Source organism: Streptomyces sp. NPDC032091 (genome assembly GCF_055580265.1).
Map to the genome: position 1 here is coordinate 68,434 of NZ_JBVILR010000020.1, position 20,049 is coordinate 88,482.

General features: G+C 73.5%; 14 protein-coding genes. 9 read left to right on the top strand and 5 right to left on the bottom strand.

The annotated features are described in order from the left end of the window. Nucleotides 1–2 precede the first annotated feature (2 nt). From ACZ5NJ_RS28075 to ACZ5NJ_RS28115, 9 genes are all read left to right on the top strand, one after another. Nucleotides 3–2,405 carry a xanthine dehydrogenase family protein molybdopterin-binding subunit gene (locus ACZ5NJ_RS28075; protein ID WP_468768260.1) on the top strand — a complete coding sequence of 801 codons (2,403 nt, stop codon included), beginning with the start codon at nt 3–5 and terminating at the stop codon, nt 2,403–2,405. After that, nucleotides 2,402–3,229, top strand: a complete 828-nt coding sequence (locus ACZ5NJ_RS28080) for an FAD binding domain-containing protein (protein ID WP_468768262.1) — start codon at nt 2,402–2,404, stop codon at nt 3,227–3,229. The genes ACZ5NJ_RS28075 and ACZ5NJ_RS28080 overlap by 4 nt, the downstream gene beginning before the upstream one ends. Nucleotides 3,230–3,271: 42 nt before the next feature. After that, nucleotides 3,272–4,531 (top strand): MFS transporter, encoded by a 1,260-nt coding sequence (locus ACZ5NJ_RS28085; protein WP_468768264.1) that lies wholly within the window; start codon nt 3,272–3,274, stop codon nt 4,529–4,531. A 5-nt stretch (nt 4,532–4,536) separates the two neighbouring features. Continuing rightward, a complete protein-coding gene (locus ACZ5NJ_RS28090; RefSeq protein WP_468768266.1) occupies nt 4,537–5,979 on the top strand; it encodes an ATP-binding protein in 1,443 nt (480 codons plus the stop codon). 69 nt (nt 5,980–6,048) lie between these two features. Further along, nucleotides 6,049–6,390, top strand: a complete 342-nt coding sequence (locus tag ACZ5NJ_RS28095; protein WP_395508600.1) for a nuclear transport factor 2 family protein — start codon at nt 6,049–6,051, stop codon at nt 6,388–6,390. A gap of 83 nt (nt 6,391–6,473) precedes the next feature. Beyond that, a complete protein-coding gene (locus tag ACZ5NJ_RS28100) occupies nt 6,474–7,118 on the top strand; it encodes a TMEM175 family protein (protein WP_468768268.1) in 645 nt (214 codons plus the stop codon). A gap of 73 nt (nt 7,119–7,191) precedes the next feature. After that, nucleotides 7,192–8,484 carry an IS701 family transposase gene (locus ACZ5NJ_RS28105; protein ID WP_468768270.1) on the top strand — a complete coding sequence of 431 codons (1,293 nt, stop codon included), beginning with the start codon at nt 7,192–7,194 and terminating at the stop codon, nt 8,482–8,484. Next, entirely contained in the window at nt 8,484–9,626 is a 1,143-nt protein-coding gene (locus ACZ5NJ_RS28110) for an XdhC family protein (RefSeq protein WP_468768272.1), read from the top strand. The genes ACZ5NJ_RS28105 and ACZ5NJ_RS28110 overlap by 1 nt, the downstream gene beginning before the upstream one ends. Nucleotides 9,627–9,764: 138 nt before the next feature. Continuing rightward, nucleotides 9,765–11,207 carry a GuaB1 family IMP dehydrogenase-related protein gene (locus ACZ5NJ_RS28115; protein WP_468768273.1) on the top strand — a complete coding sequence of 481 codons (1,443 nt, stop codon included), beginning with the start codon at nt 9,765–9,767 and terminating at the stop codon, nt 11,205–11,207. Here ACZ5NJ_RS28115 and ACZ5NJ_RS28120 read toward each other — a convergent pair. The 5 genes from ACZ5NJ_RS28120 to ACZ5NJ_RS28140 all read right to left on the bottom strand — a co-directional run bounded on the left by ACZ5NJ_RS28120 (nt 11,204) and on the right by ACZ5NJ_RS28140 (nt 20,012). Then, nucleotides 11,204–12,487 (bottom strand): sensor histidine kinase, encoded by a 1,284-nt coding sequence (locus ACZ5NJ_RS28120; protein WP_468768275.1) that lies wholly within the window; start codon nt 12,485–12,487, stop codon nt 11,204–11,206. The two genes, ACZ5NJ_RS28115 and ACZ5NJ_RS28120, sit on opposite strands and share 4 nt — an antisense overlap. Further along, entirely contained in the window at nt 12,484–14,220 is a 1,737-nt protein-coding gene (locus ACZ5NJ_RS28125) for a sodium/solute symporter (protein ID WP_468768276.1), read from the bottom strand. Before ACZ5NJ_RS28125 ends, ACZ5NJ_RS28120 begins: the two co-directional genes overlap by 4 nt. A gap of 79 nt (nt 14,221–14,299) precedes the next feature. Then, a complete protein-coding gene (locus tag ACZ5NJ_RS28130) occupies nt 14,300–14,575 on the bottom strand; it encodes a hypothetical protein (protein ID WP_468768278.1) in 276 nt (91 codons plus the stop codon). 203 nt (nt 14,576–14,778) lie between these two features. Beyond that, a complete protein-coding gene (locus ACZ5NJ_RS28135) occupies nt 14,779–18,942 on the bottom strand; it encodes an nSTAND1 domain-containing NTPase (protein WP_468768279.1) in 4,164 nt (1,387 codons plus the stop codon). A 245-nt stretch (nt 18,943–19,187) separates the two neighbouring features. Continuing rightward, nucleotides 19,188–20,012, bottom strand: a complete 825-nt coding sequence (locus tag ACZ5NJ_RS28140; RefSeq protein ID WP_468768281.1) for a LytR/AlgR family response regulator transcription factor — start codon at nt 20,010–20,012, stop codon at nt 19,188–19,190. Nucleotides 20,013–20,049 lie beyond the last annotated feature (37 nt).

The window sequence follows — 20,049 nt, forward strand, 5'->3', positions numbered from 1 at the left end:
GGATGACCACCGTGACGGGGGAGAGCACCACCGCGGGCGGGGTCCTCGGACAGCCGCTCGACAGCCGCGAGGACCCGCAACTGCTGCGCGGCGAGGCCGTGTACGTCGCCGACATCGACCTGCCGGGCACCGCCCACATGGCCATCCTGGGCAGCCCGGTGGCCCACGCGCGGATCCGCTCCATCGACACCGCGCCGGCCGAGCGGCTGCCGGGCGTCCTGAAAGTGGCCACCGCCGCCGACTTCACCGACGTCATGCCGCTGCCCTGCATCTGGATACCGGGCGGAGTGGAGAGCCACTTCCCGCCCCACCCCTACGGACTTCCCGGCGCCCGCCCCGTGCTCACCGGCGACACCGTCCGGCACGTCGGCGACCCGATCGCGGTCGTCGTCGCCGAGACCCCGCGCCAGGCGGCCGCCGCCCTCGCCGCGATCCGCGTGGAGTACGAGCCGCTGCCCGTGGTCACCCGGGCCGACGAGGCCCTCGCCGAGGGCGCCCCGCAGCTGCACGAGGCCGTCCCCGGCAACCTCAACGCGTACTGGACCTGCGGCGACAAGGACCGCACCGACGCGGCCATCGCCCGCGCCGAGGTCACCGTCGAACTGGACCTCGTCAACCAGCGCACCATCAACAGCCCCATCGAACCGCGCGGGGCCGTCGGCGACTACAACGCCGCCACCGGCGAGTACACCCTCTACGCCTCCACCCAGGGCCCGCACAACCACCGGTTCCTGCTCTCCGCGCTGGTCCTCGGCATCCCCTTCAACAAGCTGAGGGTGATCGCCCCGACCGTCGGCGGCAGCTTCGGCACCAAGGGCTACCTCTACCCCGACATGGCGCTGGTCCTGCTGCTCTCCAAGGCACTCGGCCGGCCCGTCAAATGGGTCGACACCCGCACCGGGCTGATGAACTCCACCGTCCAGGGCCGCGACCACCGCCAGCACGTCACCCTCGCCGGCACACGCGACGGCCGCATCACCGCCGTGCGCTGCACCAGCTACGCCAACCTCGGCGCCTACCCTTCCACCATCGGCCCCGGTGTCGCCACCGCCCTGATGGGCCGCTCCATCACCGGCATGTACGAGATCCCCGCCGCCTTCTGCGAGGTGTACGCCGCCTTCACCAACACGGTGTCCCTCGGCGCCCAGCGCGGCAGCGGCCGCGCCGAGGCCGCCTTCCTGATGGAGCGCCTCGTCGACCGGTACGCCGGCGAGATCGGCATGGACCCGGCGGAGGTCCGCCGCAGGAACCTGGTGCCCAAGGAGAAGTTCCCGTACGACAACGGCCTCGGCTGGACCTACGACTCCGGGAACTACGCGCCCAACTTCGACCGCGCCCTGGAGCTCGCCGGCTACGCCGACATGCCCGCCCGCAAGGCGGCGGCCCGCGCCCGCGGCAAGCGCCTGGGCGTCGGCCTCGCCACCTACGTGGCCGTCTGCGGGGTCGGCCCCTCCACCCGGATGTCCAAGGAGGGCATGCTCGGCGGCACCTGGGAGAGCGCCAACATCCGCGTCCACCCGACCGGCGAGGTCACCGTCACCGTCGGCTCCGCCTCCACCGGCCAGAGCCACGGCACCGTCTTCGCGATGGTCGCCGCCGATGAACTCGGCATCGACCCCGCGCAGGTCCAGGTCCACGAGGGGGACACGCTCAAGGCCCCGTACGGGCAGGGCACCTACGGCTCCCGCTCCTACAGCATGGCCGCCCCCGCCGTCGCCCTCACCGCCCGCAAGATCAAGGCCAAACTCGTCAGGGCCGGGGCCGTCTTCCTGAACGTCCCCGAGGACAAGGTCGTCTACGAGAACGGCGGCGTCCACGAGGCCGGGAACCCGGAGAACGCCAAGACCTTCGCCGAGCTGGCGATGGCCATGTGGTACGGCTGGGGCCTGCCCCCCGAGATCGAACCCGCCCTCGACGAGACCACCCACTTCGACCCGCCGGACTTCAACTACCCCTTCGGCACGCACGTCGCCGTCGTCGAGGTCGACGAACTCACCGGCGAAACCGAGGTGGTGGCCTACACCGCCGTCGACGACGCCGGGAACATCGGCAACCCGAAGATCGTCCACGGCCAGATCGAGGGCAGCATCGTGCACGGCCTGGGCCAGGCCCTGATGGAGGCCGCCGAGTACGACGAGAACGGCATCCTCATCAGCGCCGACCTGACCGGCTACGCCCTGCCGCGCGCCGCCGACGTGCCCTTCTTCACCCTCGACCGGACGGTCACGCCCTCGCCGCACAACCCGCTCGGCGCCAAGGGGGCCGGCGAGATCGCCACCGTGCCGCCCGCCGCCGCCGTCGTCAACGCGGTCGTCGACGCCCTCGCCGACCTCGGCGTCCGGCACATCGACATGCCGCTGACCCCCGAGAAGGTCTGGCGCGCACTCGAAGGAGGCGACCGGTGATCCTCACCGAATTCGACTACGTCCGGCCCGCCTCCCTCGACGAGGCCCTCGCCCTGCTGGCCGGCACCGACGGGGCCCGCCTGCTGGCCGGCGGCCAGAGCCTGCTGCCCGGACTGCGCACCGGCGCCGAGCGGGCCCGCCTCCTGGTCGACGTACGCCGGCTCGCGGAGCTGCGGGGCGTCGAACAGGCCGGCGGGGAGCTGCGGATCGGGGCCCTGACCACCCTCGCCGAGCTGGCCGCGCACCCGCTGGCGCTCGCAGGGGCACCGGAACTGGCCGCCGCCGCCCGCGCCAACGGCGACCCCCAGGTCCGCAACCTCGGCACCGTCGGCGGCAACCTGGCCGCCGCCGAGCGCCCCACCGACCTGCCCGTGGCCGCCATCGCCGCCGGCGCACGGGCCGAGCTCGCCGGACCCGGCGGGACCCGCACGGCCCCGGCCGAGGAGCTCGCCGCCTCCGGGGTGCCCGCCGGGGAGGTGCTCACGGCCCTGCTGGTGCCCGCCGCCGGCCCGGCGGCCGCCTTCGAGAAGACCGCCGACCGGGCCACCCGCTACCCGCTGTGCGCCGCCACCGTACGGATCACCCCCGACGGGCCGCGCATCGCGGTCACCGGAGCCACCCCCCGCGCGCTGCGCCTGCGCGGGGTCGAGGACCGGTTGCGGGGGGGCCCGTACACGACCCCGGCGGTGCTCGCGGCGTTCCGCGCCGAGCCCAGGGAGCTGTTCGTCCCCGGGCGCGGTACCTCGGCCGAGTACCTCGGCCACCTCGCGGGCGTCCTCACCGCCCGCGCGCTGGCCCGGGCGGCGGCCCACAGCAGCGCCTGAGACGGCCCGCCGGGGCAGGGCGGGGGAGTGGAGTTGACCAGCGTGCCCGAACCGAACGAGACGACGACCACGGGAGAGACCCTCCACCCGGCGGGCCGCGCGGCGGCCCGGCCGAGACCGTCCGGCTTCTGGGTGGTGGGCTCGGTCCTCGTGCTGCTGATGCTCTCCTCCTCCGTGCCCTCCGCCCTCTACGTGCTCTACCAGCAGCGCTGGGGCCTGTCCTCCGGCGTGGTCACGGTGGTCTTCGCCGTGTACGCCGTCACCGTCCTCGCCGGACTGCTGCTGTTCGGCTCGCTCTCCGACACCCTGGGGCGCCGGCCTGTCCTCGGCGCCGGACTGGTCCTCGCGATCGTCTCGATGGGCCTGTTCGCCGGGGCCGGAGGGCTCGGCATGCTGCTCGCCGCCCGCGCCGTGCAGGGGCTGGCGGTGGGCCTGGCCACCGGGGCGATGGGCGCGGCCCTGCTGGAACTCACCCCGCGCTCGCGGCCCGCCCTCGGGGCCCAGGTCAACAGCGCGGGACCGACCGTCGGCATCGGCCTGGGCGGACTGGGGGCCGGGCTGCTCGTCCAGTACGCGCCCGCCCCGACCGTGCTGAGCTACCTGCTCCTGGTCGTCGCCTTCGCGGTCACCCTGGTCGGGGTGGTCCGGATGGGCGAGAGCGCGCCCGGCGCGGGCGGCCGGCTCCGGGTGGTCCCGCACCGGATCCGGGTACCCGCCGCCGTACGGCGCAGGTTCGCCGTGCTGGTGCTCACGGTGGTGGCCGTCTGGACCGTCGGCGGCTTCTACCTCTCGCTCGGGCCGCACCTGGCCCTGTCCCTGCTCCACACCACCAACTACCTGGCCGGCGGGGCCACCGTGGGACTGCTCGCCGGCTCCGCCACCGCCGCCCAGCTGCTGCTGGGCCGCACCGCACCGCTGCGCACCGCCGTCCTGGGGCTGCTCGGGCTGCTCGCCGGGCTCGCCCTGGTGCTGCTGGCCCTGGGCCTGGGCTCGGCGCCCGTGTTCCTCGTCGCGACCGCCGTCCTCGGCAGCGGCTGGGGGGCGGCGTTCCTCGGCTCCTTCCGCGCCCTCAGCGGCCTCGCCGCACCGGAACACCGCGGCGAACTGACCGCCGCCGTCTACGTCTTCGCGTACCTCGCCATGAGCGTCCCGGCGGTCCTCGCCGGACTCCTGACCAACATCCACGGCCTGCAGCGCACCTCCGTCGGCTTCATGGCCGCCGTCGCCGCGGTGTGCGCGCTGGCCCTGTTCACGACCCTGCGGCTGGCGGCGCGCACCAGGGCCGAGGGGAGCACCCTGTGACCACCGTGAGCACCAAAGAGCTGCGGACCGCCCTCCAGGGGCTGGAGATCTTCGCCGCGCTCACCGAGGACCAGCTGGACTGGCTCGTCTCGGTCTCCCACCTGCGCGTCCTGGCCGACGGGGAGGTCCTCTTCCGCGACGGGGACGAGGCCACCTGCTTCCACGTGCTGGTCTCCGGCGGGCTGGTCGTCACCAAGGTCGTCGACGGCCGGGAGGAGGTCCTGACCCGGCACTCCACCGAGGAGGAGAGCGCCGCCGCCGAGGACCACGACGGCAAACCCGCCGCCGCGCACCGCTTCACCGGGGAGCTGCCGCTGCTCACGGACGGCTCCTACGTGGCCACCGCCTCCGCGAGCGGCCCGGCGACCACCGTCGTGGCCTATCCGAAGCCGGTGTTCTTCGAGATGCTGACCCGCTGCAACGGGGTGGCCGCCGTCCTGATCCCCGTCCTGGCCTGGCGGATCAAGTCCTCCGAGGTCCAGGCCCGCAAACGGGCCACCGTCGAGGCCCTCGGCACCCTGGCGGCCGGCCTCGCGCACGAGCTGAACAACCCGGCCGCCGCCGTCGCCCGGGCCGCGCAGGAGCTGGTGCCCGCCCTGGAGCGGCTGACCGCCACCGCGTACGGGTGGGGCGCGGCCGCCACGGACGGGGAGCGGGACGCCCTGGAGCGCCTGGCCGGGGAACTGGACCGGCTCCCGCCGCCGGAGACCACCGACCCCCTGGCCCAGGCCGACGCCGAGGAGGAGATCACCGACTGGGCCGAGGACGCGGGCGCGGCCCGGCCGGGGCTGCTCGGCTCCGGCGCCTCCGACCTGGGGCTGGAGCTCGGCTGGCTGCTGGAGCGGCTGGAGGGGATCGGCGGGGCCGCCCTGCCCGCCGCCCTGGACCACCTGGCGGCCCTGCTGGAGGCCCGTTCGCTGGCCGCCGAGCTGCGGGCGGCCGGCCCCCGCATCTCCCAGCTGGTCGCGGCCACCCGGGACTACGCCAACCTCGACCGGGCCCCCGAGCAGCGGTTCGCGGTGACCGACGGGCTGGAGAACACCCTGGTCGTGCTCCGCTCCAAGCTCGCCGGGATCACCATCGTCCGCGCCTACGACCCCGGCCTGCCGGAGCTGACCGGCTACCCGGGGGAGCTCAACCAGGTGTGGACCAACCTGGTCGACAACGCCGCCGAGGCCATGGAGGGGTCGGGGACGCTGACCCTGCGCTGCCACCCCGAGGGCGTCTGCATGGTCGTGGAGATCACCGACACCGGCCGGGGCATCCCCGAGGACGTCCTGCCGCGCATCTTCGAGCCCTTCTACACGACGAAGGACGTGGGCAAGGGCACCGGTCTGGGGCTGCACCTCAGCTACCGGATCGTGACCCAGCGCCACCACGGGTCGATCACGGCCCGCTCCCGCCCGGGCGAGACCCGGATGCTCGTGCGCCTGCCCCTGGCCGGCTGAGCCGCCCCGCCCGTCCGCGATCCGTCAGCCCGCAAGCCGTCACCCACACCCACCGAAAGGAAGTCGAACATGGCCAAGTACGACATCTCCGCGCTGCACCCGGTCTTCGTCCGCCAGATGGACGCCCTGGCCGCGCTGGACATCGAGGCGGTGATGAAGAACTACACCGAGGACGCCGTCCTGGTCCGCTTCGAGGGCGCCTCGGTGGGGATCGAGGCCGTTCGCGAGACGTTCACGGGATATCTCACCCTGAAGCCCGCGCTCGTCGAGCTCCAGGAGTACATCGAGACCGACGACACCATCTTCTACCGGGCGATCATGAACCTGAACGGCGCTCCGGAGCACGCGTTCGGGACACTGATCGTCCGCGATGGCCGGATCTGGCGCCAGACGGCCGGCTTCGGCAGCTGACCGCCCTTTCGTGGGTAGCGTGGGCGGGGAGGGCGGAGACCGCGCCCTGCCCGCCCATGTGAGGGATTGGTGAAGGGGAGGTCATGGAGCAGGAAACCAACCGGGTGGAGGCGTTCAGCGACGGCGTATTCGCCATCGTGATCACCATTCTGGTGCTGGAGTTAAAGGTTCCGGAAGAGCGGGGATCAGCCCTGTGGCACGGACTCTGGGAACAATGGCCGCACTACGCCGCGTATCTGGTGAGTTTCCTCATCATCGGCGTCATGTGGGTGAATCACCACACGATCTTCAGTCACCTCAAGCGGGTCGACCGACCCCTGTTGTTCCTGAATCTCCTGGTGCTGATGGTGGTATCGGTGATTCCCTACACCACCAACGTCCTCGCCGAGCACCTCACCGACGGGGATTCGGCCAACGTCGCGGCGATCCTCTACAGTTCGTGGACCGTCGTGTACGCCCTCGCCTTCCTGGGCTTCTGGTGGTACGTGACCAAGGTCGGCCACCTGTTCCACGAAGCGGTGGACAAGGAGGGGGCCCGGGCCACCCGGGTCCGATTCGGACTCGGCGCGGTCGCCTACCCCTTGACCGTGATTCTGTCCTTCTTCTCCGCACCCCTCACTCTCGTCGCACACTTCCTGATCGCTCTCTACTACGCCGCGAACCAGATCCCCATCCCACTCGTGGTAGAAGAAGAGCGGCTCGAATCTGGCAGCGACCTCAGGAAGTAGCCGCAGGGCCCTACGGCCGTTCTCGGCGGTCAAGTAGGGTCAAGGTCTGGTCTGGTCGCGGGGGAGGCTCCAGATGGTTCGCGCAGTCCTGCCGGAAGATTCCACCACGGAAATCTCCGAATTGATCGACGTACTGATCTCGCTATTCTTCGAGTCTTTACCGCGGCGGGACCAGCGAAACTGGGCCCGCGTTTATCTCAATGGTCTGGTGCGGACCAGCGGGAAGAAAACGATCCGCAACATCGCGGGAACCGGGGCCAGTTCCGTCGAACAGAGCCTCCAGCAGTTCATCAGCAAATCCCCCTGGGACTGGACCCCGGTACGGCGGTCCCTCGCCCAGCACCTCGAACGCACCGCGCAACGCCCGCTGGCCTGGGTGGTGCAGCCCATGGTCATCGAGAAGGCCGGCGACCGCTCCGTGGGAGTCGGCCGGCAGTTCGTCCCCCAGCTCGGCCGCACCGCCAACTGTCAGCAGGCCGGCGGGATCTGGCTCGCCTCCAGCGAGGCCAGCTTCCCCGTCGAATGGACCCTCACCCTGCCCGCCCCCTGGACCAGCGAACTGCTGCGCCGCCGCCGGGCCGGCATACCCGACACCGCACGTTCCCAGACACCCGCGCTGGACGCCGTCCACGCCGTCCAGCGCATGGCCGCCACCTGGCAGCTCCAGCGCCGCCCCGTCGTCATGGAGGTCTCCAACTCCGACCTCCCGCCCGTCCTGGAGGCCTTCGCCCTCCAGGACATCCCCTTCGTCCTCAAGGTCGACGGCTCCCTGCCCGTCTCCTTCGGCGGAGCGGGCCGCCACAAGCCCGGCCCGTACACCGCGCCCGCCCGTGAGCTGATCGACTCGCTGCGCTCCCAGCGCCGCGTCGTCGAATGGACCCGGCACGGCCGGTCCGAGGGAGCGGTCACCCTGCTCACCTCGGCCCACATCCTCGCCACCCCCGCCGAGGACCGGCCCGTGCCCGCCCCGCCCACCCCGCTGCTCCTCATGGGCGCCTGGACCGAGGCGTCCCTGATGCCCTCCGAGTTCTGGATCACCAACATCGGGGACCGGCCGCTCGCCCAGCTCTTCCTGCTCGCCAAACTCACCGACCGGGTCGCCCTGGACTTCACCGAGACCTGCGAACCCGTCGGCATCCGCGACTTCGAGGGCCGCTCCTTCCGCGGCTGGCACCACCACGCCACCCTCGCCAGCGTCGCCCACGCGGCCCGGCTCCTCGGCACCGGCGGGCGGACCCCCGACCCGGTGTCCCTCGCCTCGCCCGCCCGCTACCCGGGCGCACGCACCACGGCCCGGCCGCCCGCCGTCCTGCCGCCGCGGCCCCTGATCCCCGGCCAGTCCGCGCGCCGCGCGTACATCCGCTGATGCTCGACATCGCCGGACCCCTGCGGGGCTGGTGCGCCGAGCGCCGCGAGTTCGCCCTGGCCACCGTGGTCGCCGTCAGCGGCAGCGCACCGCGGGGCCCGGGCGCCAGCCTGGCCGTGGACGCCGGCGGCACCGCGCTCGGCTCCCTCTCCGGGGGCTGCGTGGAGTCCGCCGTCCACGAGCTCTGCCTGGACGCCATCGCCTCGGGCCGCGGCGGCGTCCACCGCTTCGGCTACAGCGACGACGACGCCTTCGCGGTGGGGCTGACCTGCGGCGGGGTCCTGGACGTGCTGGTCACCCCGGTGCGCGGCCAGGACCCCGTACGGCCCGTCCTCGGCTCGGTGCTCGACGCCGCCGCCGGCGGGGGCCGGGCCGCGCTGGCCCGGGTGGTCTCCGGACCGCCCGGCCAGCTCGGCCGGGCCCTCGCCGTCCACGCCGACGGCTCCTGGGAGGGCGGCCTCAGCGGCGGGGCCGCCCTGGACCGGGCCGCCGCCGAACGGGTCCGCGCCCTGCTGCTGGCCGGGCGGACCGGCACCGCCGAGATGGGCACCGCCGGCGGGCTCTGCGGCGAGCCGCTCACCCTGCTGGTGGAATCCGCCGCGCAGCCGCCCCGGCTGATCGTCTACGGGGCCATCGACTTCGCCTCCGCCCTGGCCCGGATGGGCTCCTTCCTCGGCCACCGGGTCACCGTCTGCGACGCCCGGCCCGTCTTCGCCACCCCCGAGCGCTTCCCCGGCGCCGACGAGGTGGTCGTGGACTGGCCGCACCGCCACCTGGCCGCGGAACACGAGGCCGGGCGCCTCGACACCCGTACGGCCGTGTGCGTCCTGACCCACGACGCCAAGTTCGACGTACCCGTCCTCGCCCTGGCCCTGCGGCTGCCCCTGGCCTACGTAGGGGCCATGGGATCGCGCCGCACCCACGCCGAGCGGACCGGACGGCTGCGGGCCGAGGGGGTGACCGAGGCCCAGCTGGCCCGCCTCAGATCGCCCATAGGCCTCGACCTGGGCGGACGCACCCCCGAGGAGACGGCCGTCGCCATCGCCGCCGAGCTCACCGCCGTCCGCCACGGGGCCACGGCCGCCCCGCTGACCGGGGGCCGGAGCCCCCTGCACCACCCCTTCGGGACGTTCGTCCCGTAGGAAAGGACCACACGGCCCGTAATGTCCTGGACGATCAGCCCGGGCCGCATGAACGCCAGACCGTGGGAGAATGAAGTACGTGCGTTTCCTCGGCTGTCTTCTGTCGAGGTACCTCCGATCGACTGGGATGTTCAGCACGTGCGTTTCCTCAATGACCTGAAGCCGCCGTACGACCTGACGTACGACGATGTGTTCATGGTGCCGAGCCGCTCCGCGGTCGGCTCCCGCCAGGGCGTCGACCTCTCCTCGCCCGACGGCACCGGCACCACCATTCCGCTGGTGGTGGCCAACATGACCGCCATCGCGGGCCGGCGCATGGCCGAGACCGTCGCCCGCCGCGGTGGAATCGTCGTCATCCCGCAGGACATCCCGATCGAGGTCGTCACCGACGTCATCTCCTGGGTCAAGACCCGCCACCTCGTGCTCGACACCCCGATCACGCTGGCGCCCACCCAGACCGTCGCCGACGCGCTCTCGCTGCTGCCCAAGCGGGCCCACGGCGCCGGCGTCGTCGTCGACGCCGACCACCGCCCCGTCGGCGTGGTCACCGACCACGACCTCACCGGCGTGGACCGCTTCACCCAGCTCTCCGAGGTCATGTCGAAGGAGCTCCTGCTCATCGACGCCGACATCGACCCCCGCGAGGCCTTCAACCAGCTCGACGCCGGCCACCGCAAGCTGGCCCCGGCCGTCGACAAGGACGGCAGGCTCGTCGGCATCCTGACCCGCAAGGGCGCCCTGCGCGCGACCCTGTACACCCCGGCCACCGACGCCAACGGCAAGCTGCGCATCGCCGCGGCCGTCGGCATCAACGGCGACTTCGTGCAGAAGGCCAAGCAGCTGCTCGACGCGGGCGTGGACACGATCGTCATCGACACGGCCCACGGCCACCAGGAATCGATGATCAACGCGATCAAGGCCGTCCGCGCGCTGGACCCGCAGGTCCCGATCGTCGCCGGCAACATCGTCGCCGCCGAGGGCGTCAAGGACCTCATCGACGCCGGCGCCGACATCATCAAGGTCGGTGTGGGCCCCGGCGCCATGTGCACCACCCGCATGATGACCGGCGTGGGCCGCCCGCAGTTCTCCGCGGTGCTGGAGTGCGCCGCCGAGGCGAAGAAGTACGGCAAGCACGTCTGGGCCGACGGCGGCGTCCGCCACCCGCGCGACGTGGCCATGGCCCTCGCGGCCGGCGCCTCCAACGTGATGATCGGCTCCTGGTTCGCCGGCACGTACGAGTCCCCGGGCGACCTCCAGCAGTCGGCCGAGGGCCGCCTGTACAAGGAGTCCTTCGGCATGGCCTCCGCCCGCGCCGTGCGCAACCGCACCTCGGAGGAGTCCGCCTACGACCGCGCCCGCAAGGCGCTGTTCGAGGAGGGCATCTCCACCTCCCGCATGTTCCTCGACCCGGCCCGCCCGGGCGTCGAGGACCTGATCGACTCGATCATCGCGGGTGTCCGCTCCTCCTGCACCTACGCGGGCGCCGGCTCCCTGGCCGAGTTCGAGGAGAAGGCCGTCGTCGGCATCCAGTCCGCCGCCGGCTACGCCGAGGGCAAGCCGCTGCACGCCAGCTGGAGCTAGTCCTCCTCCCGGGCCTGGTCCCGGGCCCGTGACGACGCCCCGCCCCCCGCCGGACCGGCCGGGGGGCGGGGCGATGTCGTGTGCACGCCCGCCCGGTACTTGGGGATGCGGACGGTGATCTTCATGCCCGCGCCCACGCCGGTCTCGATGACCAGCCCGTAGCCGTCCCCGTACACCTGCCGCATCCGCTCGTCCACGTTCGGCAGCCCGATGCCCGACGAGGAAGGCGCCCGCTCCCCGGCCAGGATCCGGCGCAGCCGGGCCGGATCCATGCCCACCCCGTTGTCCTCGATGGTCAGCACCGCCTCCGCGCCCGCGTCCCGGGCCGCGATGGTGATCAGGCACTCCCCGGTGGAGTCCTCCACCCCGTGCTTGACGGCGTTCTCCACCAGCGGCTGCAGGCACAGGAACGGCAGCGCCACCGGCAGCACCTCCGGCGCCACCTGGAGGGTGACCTTCAGCCGGTCCCCGAACCGGGCCCCGGCCAGTGCCAGATACCGCTCGATGGAGCGCAGCTCCTCGGCCAGGGTGGTGAACTCCCCGTGCCGGCGGAAGGAGTAGCGGGTGAAGTCGGCGAACTCCAGCAGCAGCTCCCGCGCCCGCTCCGGATCCGTCCGTACGAACGAGGCGATCGCCGCGAGGGAGTTGAAGATGAAGTGGGGGGAGATCTGCGCCCGCAGCGCCTTGATCTCCGCCTCCATCAGCCGGGTCCGCGCCCGGTCCAGCTCCGACAGCTCCAGCTGGACGGAGACCCAGCGCGCCACCTCCGTCGCTGCCCGCACCAGCACCGCCGATTCCCGCGACCCGTACGCGACCAGTGCCCCCAGCACCCCGTCCTCACCCGTCAGCGGGGCGAACACCGCCCACTTCAGCGGGCAGTCCGGCCGCTGGCACTCCGTGCGCACGCTCTGGCTGCGCCCCGACTCCAGCATCACCGCCACCCGGGCCATCGCCCGCCGCTGGTGGTGGTCGGCGCCCGGCCCGTCCCAGGCCAGCACCGCCTCCCGGTCGGTGAGGCACAGCGCCTCCGTGCCCAGCAGCGAACGCAGCCGCCGCGCGGCCTTGCGGGCGGCGTCCTCGGTCAGCCCGGCGCGCAGCGGGGGAGCGGCGAGCGAGGCGGTGTAGAGCGTGTGGAACGTCGCCCGCTCCACCGGGGTCCCCAGGTCCGGCCCCGCCGCCCGCCCCTCGCGCCCGGCCCGCCACCGGCCGCCCATCCAGCCCAGGCCCACCAGCAGCACCGCCCCGGCCGCCGCGCACACGGCCTGCGCGACCCCGGTCACCAGGCGGCCCCGCCGGCCGCCCGGGCGCCGGCCACGTCCTCGGGCAGGTGCAGCCGCGCCAGCGCCGCCGCCGTCCCGGCCGGCACCCGGGAGGGGGTGGCCAGCGACACCAGCACCATCGTCAGGAACCCCAGGGGCACGGACCACACCGCCGGCCAGGCCAGCAGGGCGTGCGCCCACCCCCGCGGGACCAGCCCGCTGCGGGTGGCCACCACCGCGCCCAGGGCCGCCCCGCCGCCGGTGAGCAGCCCCGCCACCGCCCCGGGCGGGGTCAGGCCGCGCCACCAGATGCCGAGCACCAGCAGCGGGCAGAAGGAGGACGCCGACACCGCGAAGGCCAGCCCGACCGCGTCCGCGACCGGCACCTGGGTGGTGACGAACCCGCCCGCCAGCGGTACCGCCATCGCCACCGCCACCGCGAGCCGGAAGCTGCCCACCCCGCGCCGGGGCAGCACGTCCTGGTGCAGCACCCCGGCCACCGCCATCGTCAGCCCCGACGCCGTCGACAGGAACGCCGCGAACGCGCCCCCGGCCAGCAGCGCCCCCAGCAGGTCCCCGAGCAGCCCGCCCAGCATCCGCTCCGGCAGCACCAGCACCGCCGCGTCCGCGTCCCCCGTCAGCGCCAGCTCGGGCGCGTAGATCCGGCCCAGGGCCCCGTACACCTGCGGCAGCAGGTAGAACACCCCGAGCAGGCCGAGCACGACCAGGGTGGTGCGCCGGGCGGCGCGGCCGTCGGGGCTGGTGTAGAAGCGGACGGCGACGTGCGGCAGGCCCATGGTGCCGAGGAAGGTCGCCAGGATCAGCCCGTACGTGGCGTACAGCCGGTGCTCCGGCCCGTCCCCGGACAGCGGCCGCGACCAGCCCGGCGTGTCCCGGGCGGCCCCGGCCCCCGGGTCCGGGACGGCCGAGCCGGCCGCGAACTCCAGCCGGGTGCGGGCCTGCACGGAGTGCCGGCCGGGCTCCAGCGTCAGCGGGGCGTCCCGGTAGGCGCGCCCGTCGACCCGGCCCGTCACCTTCAGGGCCAGCGGCTCGCGCACCGACACCCGTACGTCCCTCCCGAGGGTGACGGCGGTGTGCTCCCGGAAGACGGCCGGGGCGTCGAAGGAGGCGCGGGGCGCGCCGTCGCCCGCCCAGGCGGCGAGCAGGAAGAAGGCCGGCACCAGCAGGGCGGTCAGCTTGAGCCAGTACTGGAAGGCCTGCACGAAGGTGATGCTGCGCATCCCGCCCGCCGCCACCGCCGCCGTGACCACGCAGGCGACGACCAGCCCGCCCACCCAGTGCGGGGCTCCGGTCAGCACCTCCAGCGTCAGCCCGGCCCCCTGCAACTGCGGCAGCAGGTACAGCCAGCCCACGCCGAGCACGAACACCACCGCGATGCGCCGCACCGCCTGGGACCGGAGCCGGGCCTCGGCGAAGTCGGGCAGCGTGTACGCCCCCGAGCGGCGCAGCGGAGCCGCGACGAACACCAGCAGGACGAGGTACCCGGCGGTGTACCCGACGGGGTACCAGAGCATCTCCGGCCCCTGGAGCAGCACCAGCCCGGCGACGCCGAGGAAGGAGGCGGCGGAGAGGTACTCCCCGCCGATGGCGGCCGCGTTCAGCCGCGGGCCCACGGTGCGGGAGGCGACGTAGAAGTCGGAGGTGGTCCGCGATATCCGCAGGCCGAGCGAACCGACCAGCACCGTGACCAGGACGACGACGGTGACCGCGGTCAGCGCGTACGTCTGGTTCACCGGGCGTCCTTCGGCAGGCGGGGAGGGGATCTTGGAGTTTACGCAGCGCCCGCGCCCGGTAACAGGCCGGTTCCGGCCCTCAGAACGCCGGGTCGCGGTGCTCCGCGCAGGCGCGCAGGGCGATTTCCAGTTCCACGTACGATTCCTCCGCCCGCCGGAAGGCCAGCGTCAGGGCCGCCTCCGCGCTGGGCGGGAGCTGCTCGCGGGTGCCCTCGCGGGCCTCGAACAGCACGTCCGCCCAGCGGGCCGCCGCGCTGCGCAGCCGGGCCAGCAGGGCCTCGGCCTCCGCGGGGCCGGCGGCCCGGGTGCGGGGCAGTCCGGTCAGCGCGTCCAGCAGCGCCTCGATCTCGGACATGTCGCTCCTCCCGGGCCCGGAAGATCCACGATACGGCGGCCCGGGCGGCGGCGGGCCGCAGCGCCCGCCCGCTGCGGCCGACGGGCCCGGTGCATCGCCGTACGCCCCTCCCCGAGCGACGAACGGCGCCTTGGTACGCCGGACGGTCACCCGGGCGCGGGGGCGTGAGCCGGTGACGCGGCCGGGGCGCACGGGGCCCGGAATCAGTGGGAGGGGCAGACTGCGCCGTCGGCGTGGCCGGGCAGGAACTCCGCCCGCTCCTGCGCGGTGAGGTCACGGTTGACGGCATGGCAGATGTGGCCGATCGCCGCCTCGGGCCGGAAGTCGAGGTCCCGCAATTGCACGGTGCCGTCGGCGCCGGCGGTGGCGAGGGTGCGCCCGTCGGGGCTGAAGGCGACCGACCGTACCGCGCCGGCGTGGCCGGTGAGGGTCCGGCGCATCGTGCCGGTGGCCGCGTCCCACAACAGGACCTTCCAGTCGTCGCCCCCACTGGCGATCGTGCGTCCGTCGGGGCTGAACGCCACCGCGCGCACCGCGTAGTTGTGGCCGTACATCGGGCGCAGGGTCTTGCCGGTCGCCACGCTCCACACCCGCACGGTGTGGTCCTCGCTGCCTGTGGCGATCTCGCGCCCGTCGGGGCTGAACGCCACCGAGGTCACCGCTGCGGAGTGGTCCGTCAGCGTGGTGTGGGTGATGCCGGTGACCGTGTCCCACAGCCGTACCGTGTTGTTGCCCTTTTCGGTGCTGCTGGTTCCGGCGATGGCGAGCGTGTGTCCGTCGGGTCCGAACGCCACCGCGTACACCCAGTCCGTGTAGGCCGTGCTCGCGTTGCCGCGTTTGCCGGTGGCCGTGTCCCACAGCTGTACGGTCTTGTCGTCGCTCGCGGTGGCCAGGGTCTGCCCGTCGGGGCTGAACGCCAGGGACTGCACCGCGTCCCCATGGCCCGTGAGCGTGCGGAGCAACCTGCCGGTGGCCGTGTCCCACAGCCGTACGGTCTTGTCGCCGCCGGCGCTGGCGAGGATCCGCCCGTCGGGGCTGAACGCCACCGTGCCCACCCAGTCCTTGTGGCCTGTGAGCGTGCGGAGCAACTTGCCGGTGGCCGTGTCCCACAGCCGTACGGTCTTGTCGACGCTGCCGGTGGCGAGGGTCCGTCCGTCCGGGCTGAACGCCACCGAATTCACCGCGTCGGTGTGGCCCGTCAGCGCGGGACGGCTCTCATCGGCGGCCATGTCCCACAGCCGTACGGTCTTGTCCTCGCTGCTGGTGGCGAGGGTACGCCCGTCGGGGCTGAACGCCACCAGGGTCACCGCGCCGGTGTGCCCCGTGAGCGTACTGCGGAGCGTGCCGGTCTCCGGGTCCCACAGGTCCACGGTGTGGTCGTAGCTGCCGGTGGCCAGGGTGCGGCCGTCGGGGCTGAAGGCCACCGACGCCACCGCACCGGTGTGTTCGACGAGCGTGGCACGGGTGGTGCCGGTGGCCGTGTTCCACAGGTGCACCGTGTCGTCGAAGCTGCCGGTGGCCAGGGTGTGTCCATCGGGGCTGAAGGCCACCGTGTACACGTCGTCCGTGTGGCCCGTGAGCGTGGCACGGGTGGTGCCGGTGGCCGTGTCCCACAGGCGTGCGGTGTCGTCCAAGCCGCCGGTGGCCAGGGTGTGTCCGTCGGGGCTGAAGGCCACTGCGTACACCTCGTCCGTGTGGCCCGTGAGCGTGGCACGGGTGGTGCCGGTGGCCGTGTCCCACAGGCGCACCGTGTGGTCGGCGCTGCCGGTGGCCAGGGTGTGTCCGTCGGGGCTGAAGGCCACCGCGTACACCTCCCCCGTGTGACCGGAGAGAGTGGCGCGAGCCCTTCCGGTGGCCGTGTCCCACAACCGGACGGTCATGTCGTCGCTGCTGCTGGCCAGGGTGTGTCCGTCCGGGCTGAACGCCACCGATTCCACTCCTTTCGCGTGCCCGGTGAGCGGGGCCCGGGCCTTGCCGGTGGCGACGTCCCACAGCAGCACCGACTGGTCGGAGCTCCCGCTCGCGAGCGTGCGCCCGTCGGGGCTGAACGCCACCGTTGCCACCTCGTCGTGGCCGCGCAGAACCTGCCGCAGCGGGCTGGCCGTGCTGCGCTCCAGGCTTTCGACGGCCTCGGAGGTGTGGTCGATGCGGTACGACCGTACGGCCAGCAGCGCCGCGAGGTCGGCGTTCGCGCCGAGGAGCGTCTCGGACCGGGTGGCGAGCTGCCGGGACAGGGCCTCCTGCCGTTGGGTGACGGTCGTCCGCCACTGCCAGATGGTGCCTCCCACTGCGACCAGCGCGAGGGCGAGCAGGCCGGCCAGGATCATGTTCAGGCGTCTGCTGCGCCGGATGGCGGCCTGCTGGCGCTCCCGGCTCGCGGTCAGGAAGTCCGCGATCTCACCGGGCAGGTGCCGCTGCCGGGACCAGTCCAGGCCCTCCGCGAGGGCCGTTCCTCCCAGCAGGTCCCCCGGGTCCTTGCCGGCGGCCCAGCGGGCGCGCCGGTCGCGGGTGTGGTCGAACCACTCCTGGAAGCGGTGGTCCTGACCGACCCACTCGCGCAGCGTGCCCCAGTCCTGGATGAGCGCGTCGTGGATCAGTTCGGCGGCCGGCGGTCCCGCGGGAGCGTCCGGGTTCCCGGGATCGAGAGGGGTGTGCGTGGTGATGATGCGGTGACGGGTGAGGGCGGCCAGTACCTCGTCGAACCCCTCGTCGCAGGGCCCGGCGCCGGGGTCGGCCGCCAGGTCGCGCAGCTCGTGCAGGGGGACCTGCTCGCGAATGGCGGGAATGTGGTGGGACAGGTCGGCGGGCCGCACCAGCGAGGTGAGGATCCGCTGTGCGATCGGGCGGCGCTCGGGCGGCAGCTGCTCCATGGCCGTGTCGCACCATGTGGTCAGGCTGCCGGTGACACCGCCGATGCGCCGGTACGCGTCGTGGGTGAGGTAGCCGTCCTGACGCCTCTCCCACAGCTGACTGAGCGCCAGCTCCAGCAGGGGCAGCACCGTTACCGGTGCCTCGCGGGACGCCGTGCCCCCGGGGGTGGTGGCCAGGACGTCGTTGATGATCTGCTCGGGCAGGCCGGGCTGGAAGCGGGCCCCCATGCGCCCGGCCGGCAGGGTGATGATGTCGTGCAGGTCCCGCTGGCTCAGGGCGCCCGGTACGTTGAGCAGTCCTGGCACGGCTGCCTCGAACATGCGGGCCAGGGCGGCCAGCTGTGGGTAGAAGTCGTCCCGCATGATCAGGATCACGCTCAGTTCGGCAGGTGACTTGACCGCCGCGGTGATCTCGTTCGTGGCCGCGAGGCGGCGCTCGTGCTGCGGCCCGTTCTCGGACTGGGCGAGGAGCTCCTCGAACTGGTCGACGACCAGGACGACACGCCAGTGGAAGGGCTCGGCCGCGAGCCTGCGGGTGACGGCTGCGGCGATCCCCTCGGTGGCGGCCCCGGGCAGCCCGGCCCGTTCGAGCTCGGCCAGCAGGTCCTGTCTGGGCCGGGCGACCACGGGCAGCCACCGGTCGCTCTGTGGCAGTTCCCCCGCGGCCAGGGCGGGCAGGACACCCGCCTCGACCAGTGAGGACTTGCCCGAACCGGAGGGCCCGAGCAGCAGCGTGAGCCGCTGCTGCTGAGCCAGGTTCGCCAGCACCTGCCGCACGGCCTCTCCGCGGCCTTCGAACCACTGGGCCTGCTCGGCGGTGAACCGCTCCAGGCCCTGGTAGGGGCACACTTCCTGCTCGGCCAGCTCGGGCCACACCTCCCGCAGTACCTGCGTGGGAGTGACGTAGGCGATGCCCTGCCCCCGCTCGTACTCGTCCGGTGCGGTGATCTCGGTGAGCATGCCGATGACCAGGCCCGTGACCTCGTCGACGACCGGACCGCCGCTGAAGCCGGTGGTCAGGTCGTTGGCACTGGTGAGCTGCAGGTACGCGTTCCGTCCGTCGGCCGCCGGCAGCAGATCACCGGCCACCCCGAAGCCGAAGTGGCCTCCCGGCGGGGCCTGGGCGGGGAATCCGAACGAGCGCACCGGGTGGCCCCGGCAGCCCGCCGCCGTGCCCGTCGGCAACCCCTCCATGCCTTCGGAGGTGCCGCGCAGCCGCACGATGGCCACGTCCTCGCCCTCGGGAGCACGCCATGCCTCCTCCAGGACGCGGCCTTCCAGACGGGGCGCCCCGGGAGTGCGGGGGAAGTCCAGACGTACGTCCCCACCCGGCCGCGAGCCGGCAGCGCGCACGACGTGCGCACAAGTGACCAGGACGTCCTCGGAGAGCAGGAAGCCCGCGCCGACCACGCCGCCGTCCGGTCCCAGCACCTGGGCCACGGTGGAGAGCAGTCCCGAGGAGAGACCGCTGTCGGGTTTCGTGCCGGGGGCGGCCACGGGGTCAGCCCGCCGTGATCAGGGACCGCCCGTCCCGGGCGGTCGGGCCGGTGCGCGTCATGTCCTCCTCCGCGAGTCGTGCTCCGCCGCGGGGGCGTGGCGCTACGGCGCGGTGGTCGGCGTGAGGTCGTCTCGGCCGCGAACGGTCCGTTCGACAGCCCTCTCCAGCATGCGCCCTCCCGGTGCCTACCGCATCCCGGCACGACGCGCCACCGGAGCGGCTTTTGCCCCCCTCGGCCCGGGCCCTACCCCGTCGCCTGGCGCATCAGCAGGTCGCGGAGCTGGCGGGCGTGGCGGCGGCTGACCTGGAGTTCGGCCGAGCCGACTCGGACGCTGGTGGTGCCCGCGTCCACCCGGAGTTCGTCTATCCGGCCCAGCGCCACCAGGTGGCGGCGGTGGATGCGGACGAACCCGCGGGCCGCCCAGCGTTCCTCCAGCGTGGACAGCGGGATGCGCACCAGGTGGCTGCCGCCGTCGGTGTGCAGCCGGGCGTAGTCGCCCTGGGCCTCGACGTACGCGATGTCCGCGATGGCCACGAACCGGGTGACGCCGCCCAGTTCGACGGCGATCTGCTCCGGCCCCCGCTCGGCGGCGCCCTCCTCGGGGGCGGGCCCCCGCCGCACCGGGACGGTCCGCGGCGGCTCGGCGGCCGCCGCCGGGTGCGCCGTCCCCCGGGGGTCGCCGAGCAGCGCCCGGGCCCGGCGTACGGCCTCGGCCAGCCGCTCCGGCCGGACGGGCTTGAGGACGTAGTCCACCGCCTTGAGGTCGAAGGCCTGGACGGCGAAGCCCTCGTGGGCGGTGACGAACACGATCAGCGGCGGCCGCGCGAACCCGGCCAGCAGCCGGGCGACGTCCAGTCCGGTCAGCCCGGCCATCTGGATGTCCAGGAAGACCACGTCGATGGCGTCGGGTCCGTCGGGGCCGCTCTCCACGGCCCGGGTGATCCGGCGCAGTGCCTCGGTGGCGTCCGAGGCGCCCTCCGCGCTGAGCACCCGGTCGTCGGAGCGCAGCAGGTACAGCAGTTCCTCCAGCAGGGGCAACTCGTCGTCGACGGCCAGTACGCGCAGCATGGGCCGAGTCTAGGCACGGCCCCCGCCCGGGGGGAGG

Coding starts and splice junctions, on each gene's coding strand:
- ACZ5NJ_RS28105 (WP_468768270.1), top strand. CDS start 7,192: ATGGTTCGCGCAGTCCTGCCGGAAGATTCCACCACGGAAATCTCCGAA.
- ACZ5NJ_RS28075 (WP_468768260.1), top strand. CDS start 3: ATGACCACCGTGACGGGGGAGAGCACCACCGCGGGCGGGGTCCTCGGA.
- ACZ5NJ_RS28100 (WP_468768268.1), top strand. CDS start 6,474: ATGGAGCAGGAAACCAACCGGGTGGAGGCGTTCAGCGACGGCGTATTC.
- ACZ5NJ_RS28110 (WP_468768272.1), top strand. CDS start 8,484: ATGCTCGACATCGCCGGACCCCTGCGGGGCTGGTGCGCCGAGCGCCGC.
- ACZ5NJ_RS28140 (WP_468768281.1), bottom strand. CDS start 20,012: ATGCTGCGCGTACTGGCCGTCGACGACGAGTTGCCCCTGCTGGAGGAA.
- ACZ5NJ_RS28130 (WP_468768278.1), bottom strand. CDS start 14,575: ATGTCCGAGATCGAGGCGCTGCTGGACGCGCTGACCGGACTGCCCCGC.
- ACZ5NJ_RS28095 (WP_395508600.1), top strand. CDS start 6,049: ATGGCCAAGTACGACATCTCCGCGCTGCACCCGGTCTTCGTCCGCCAG.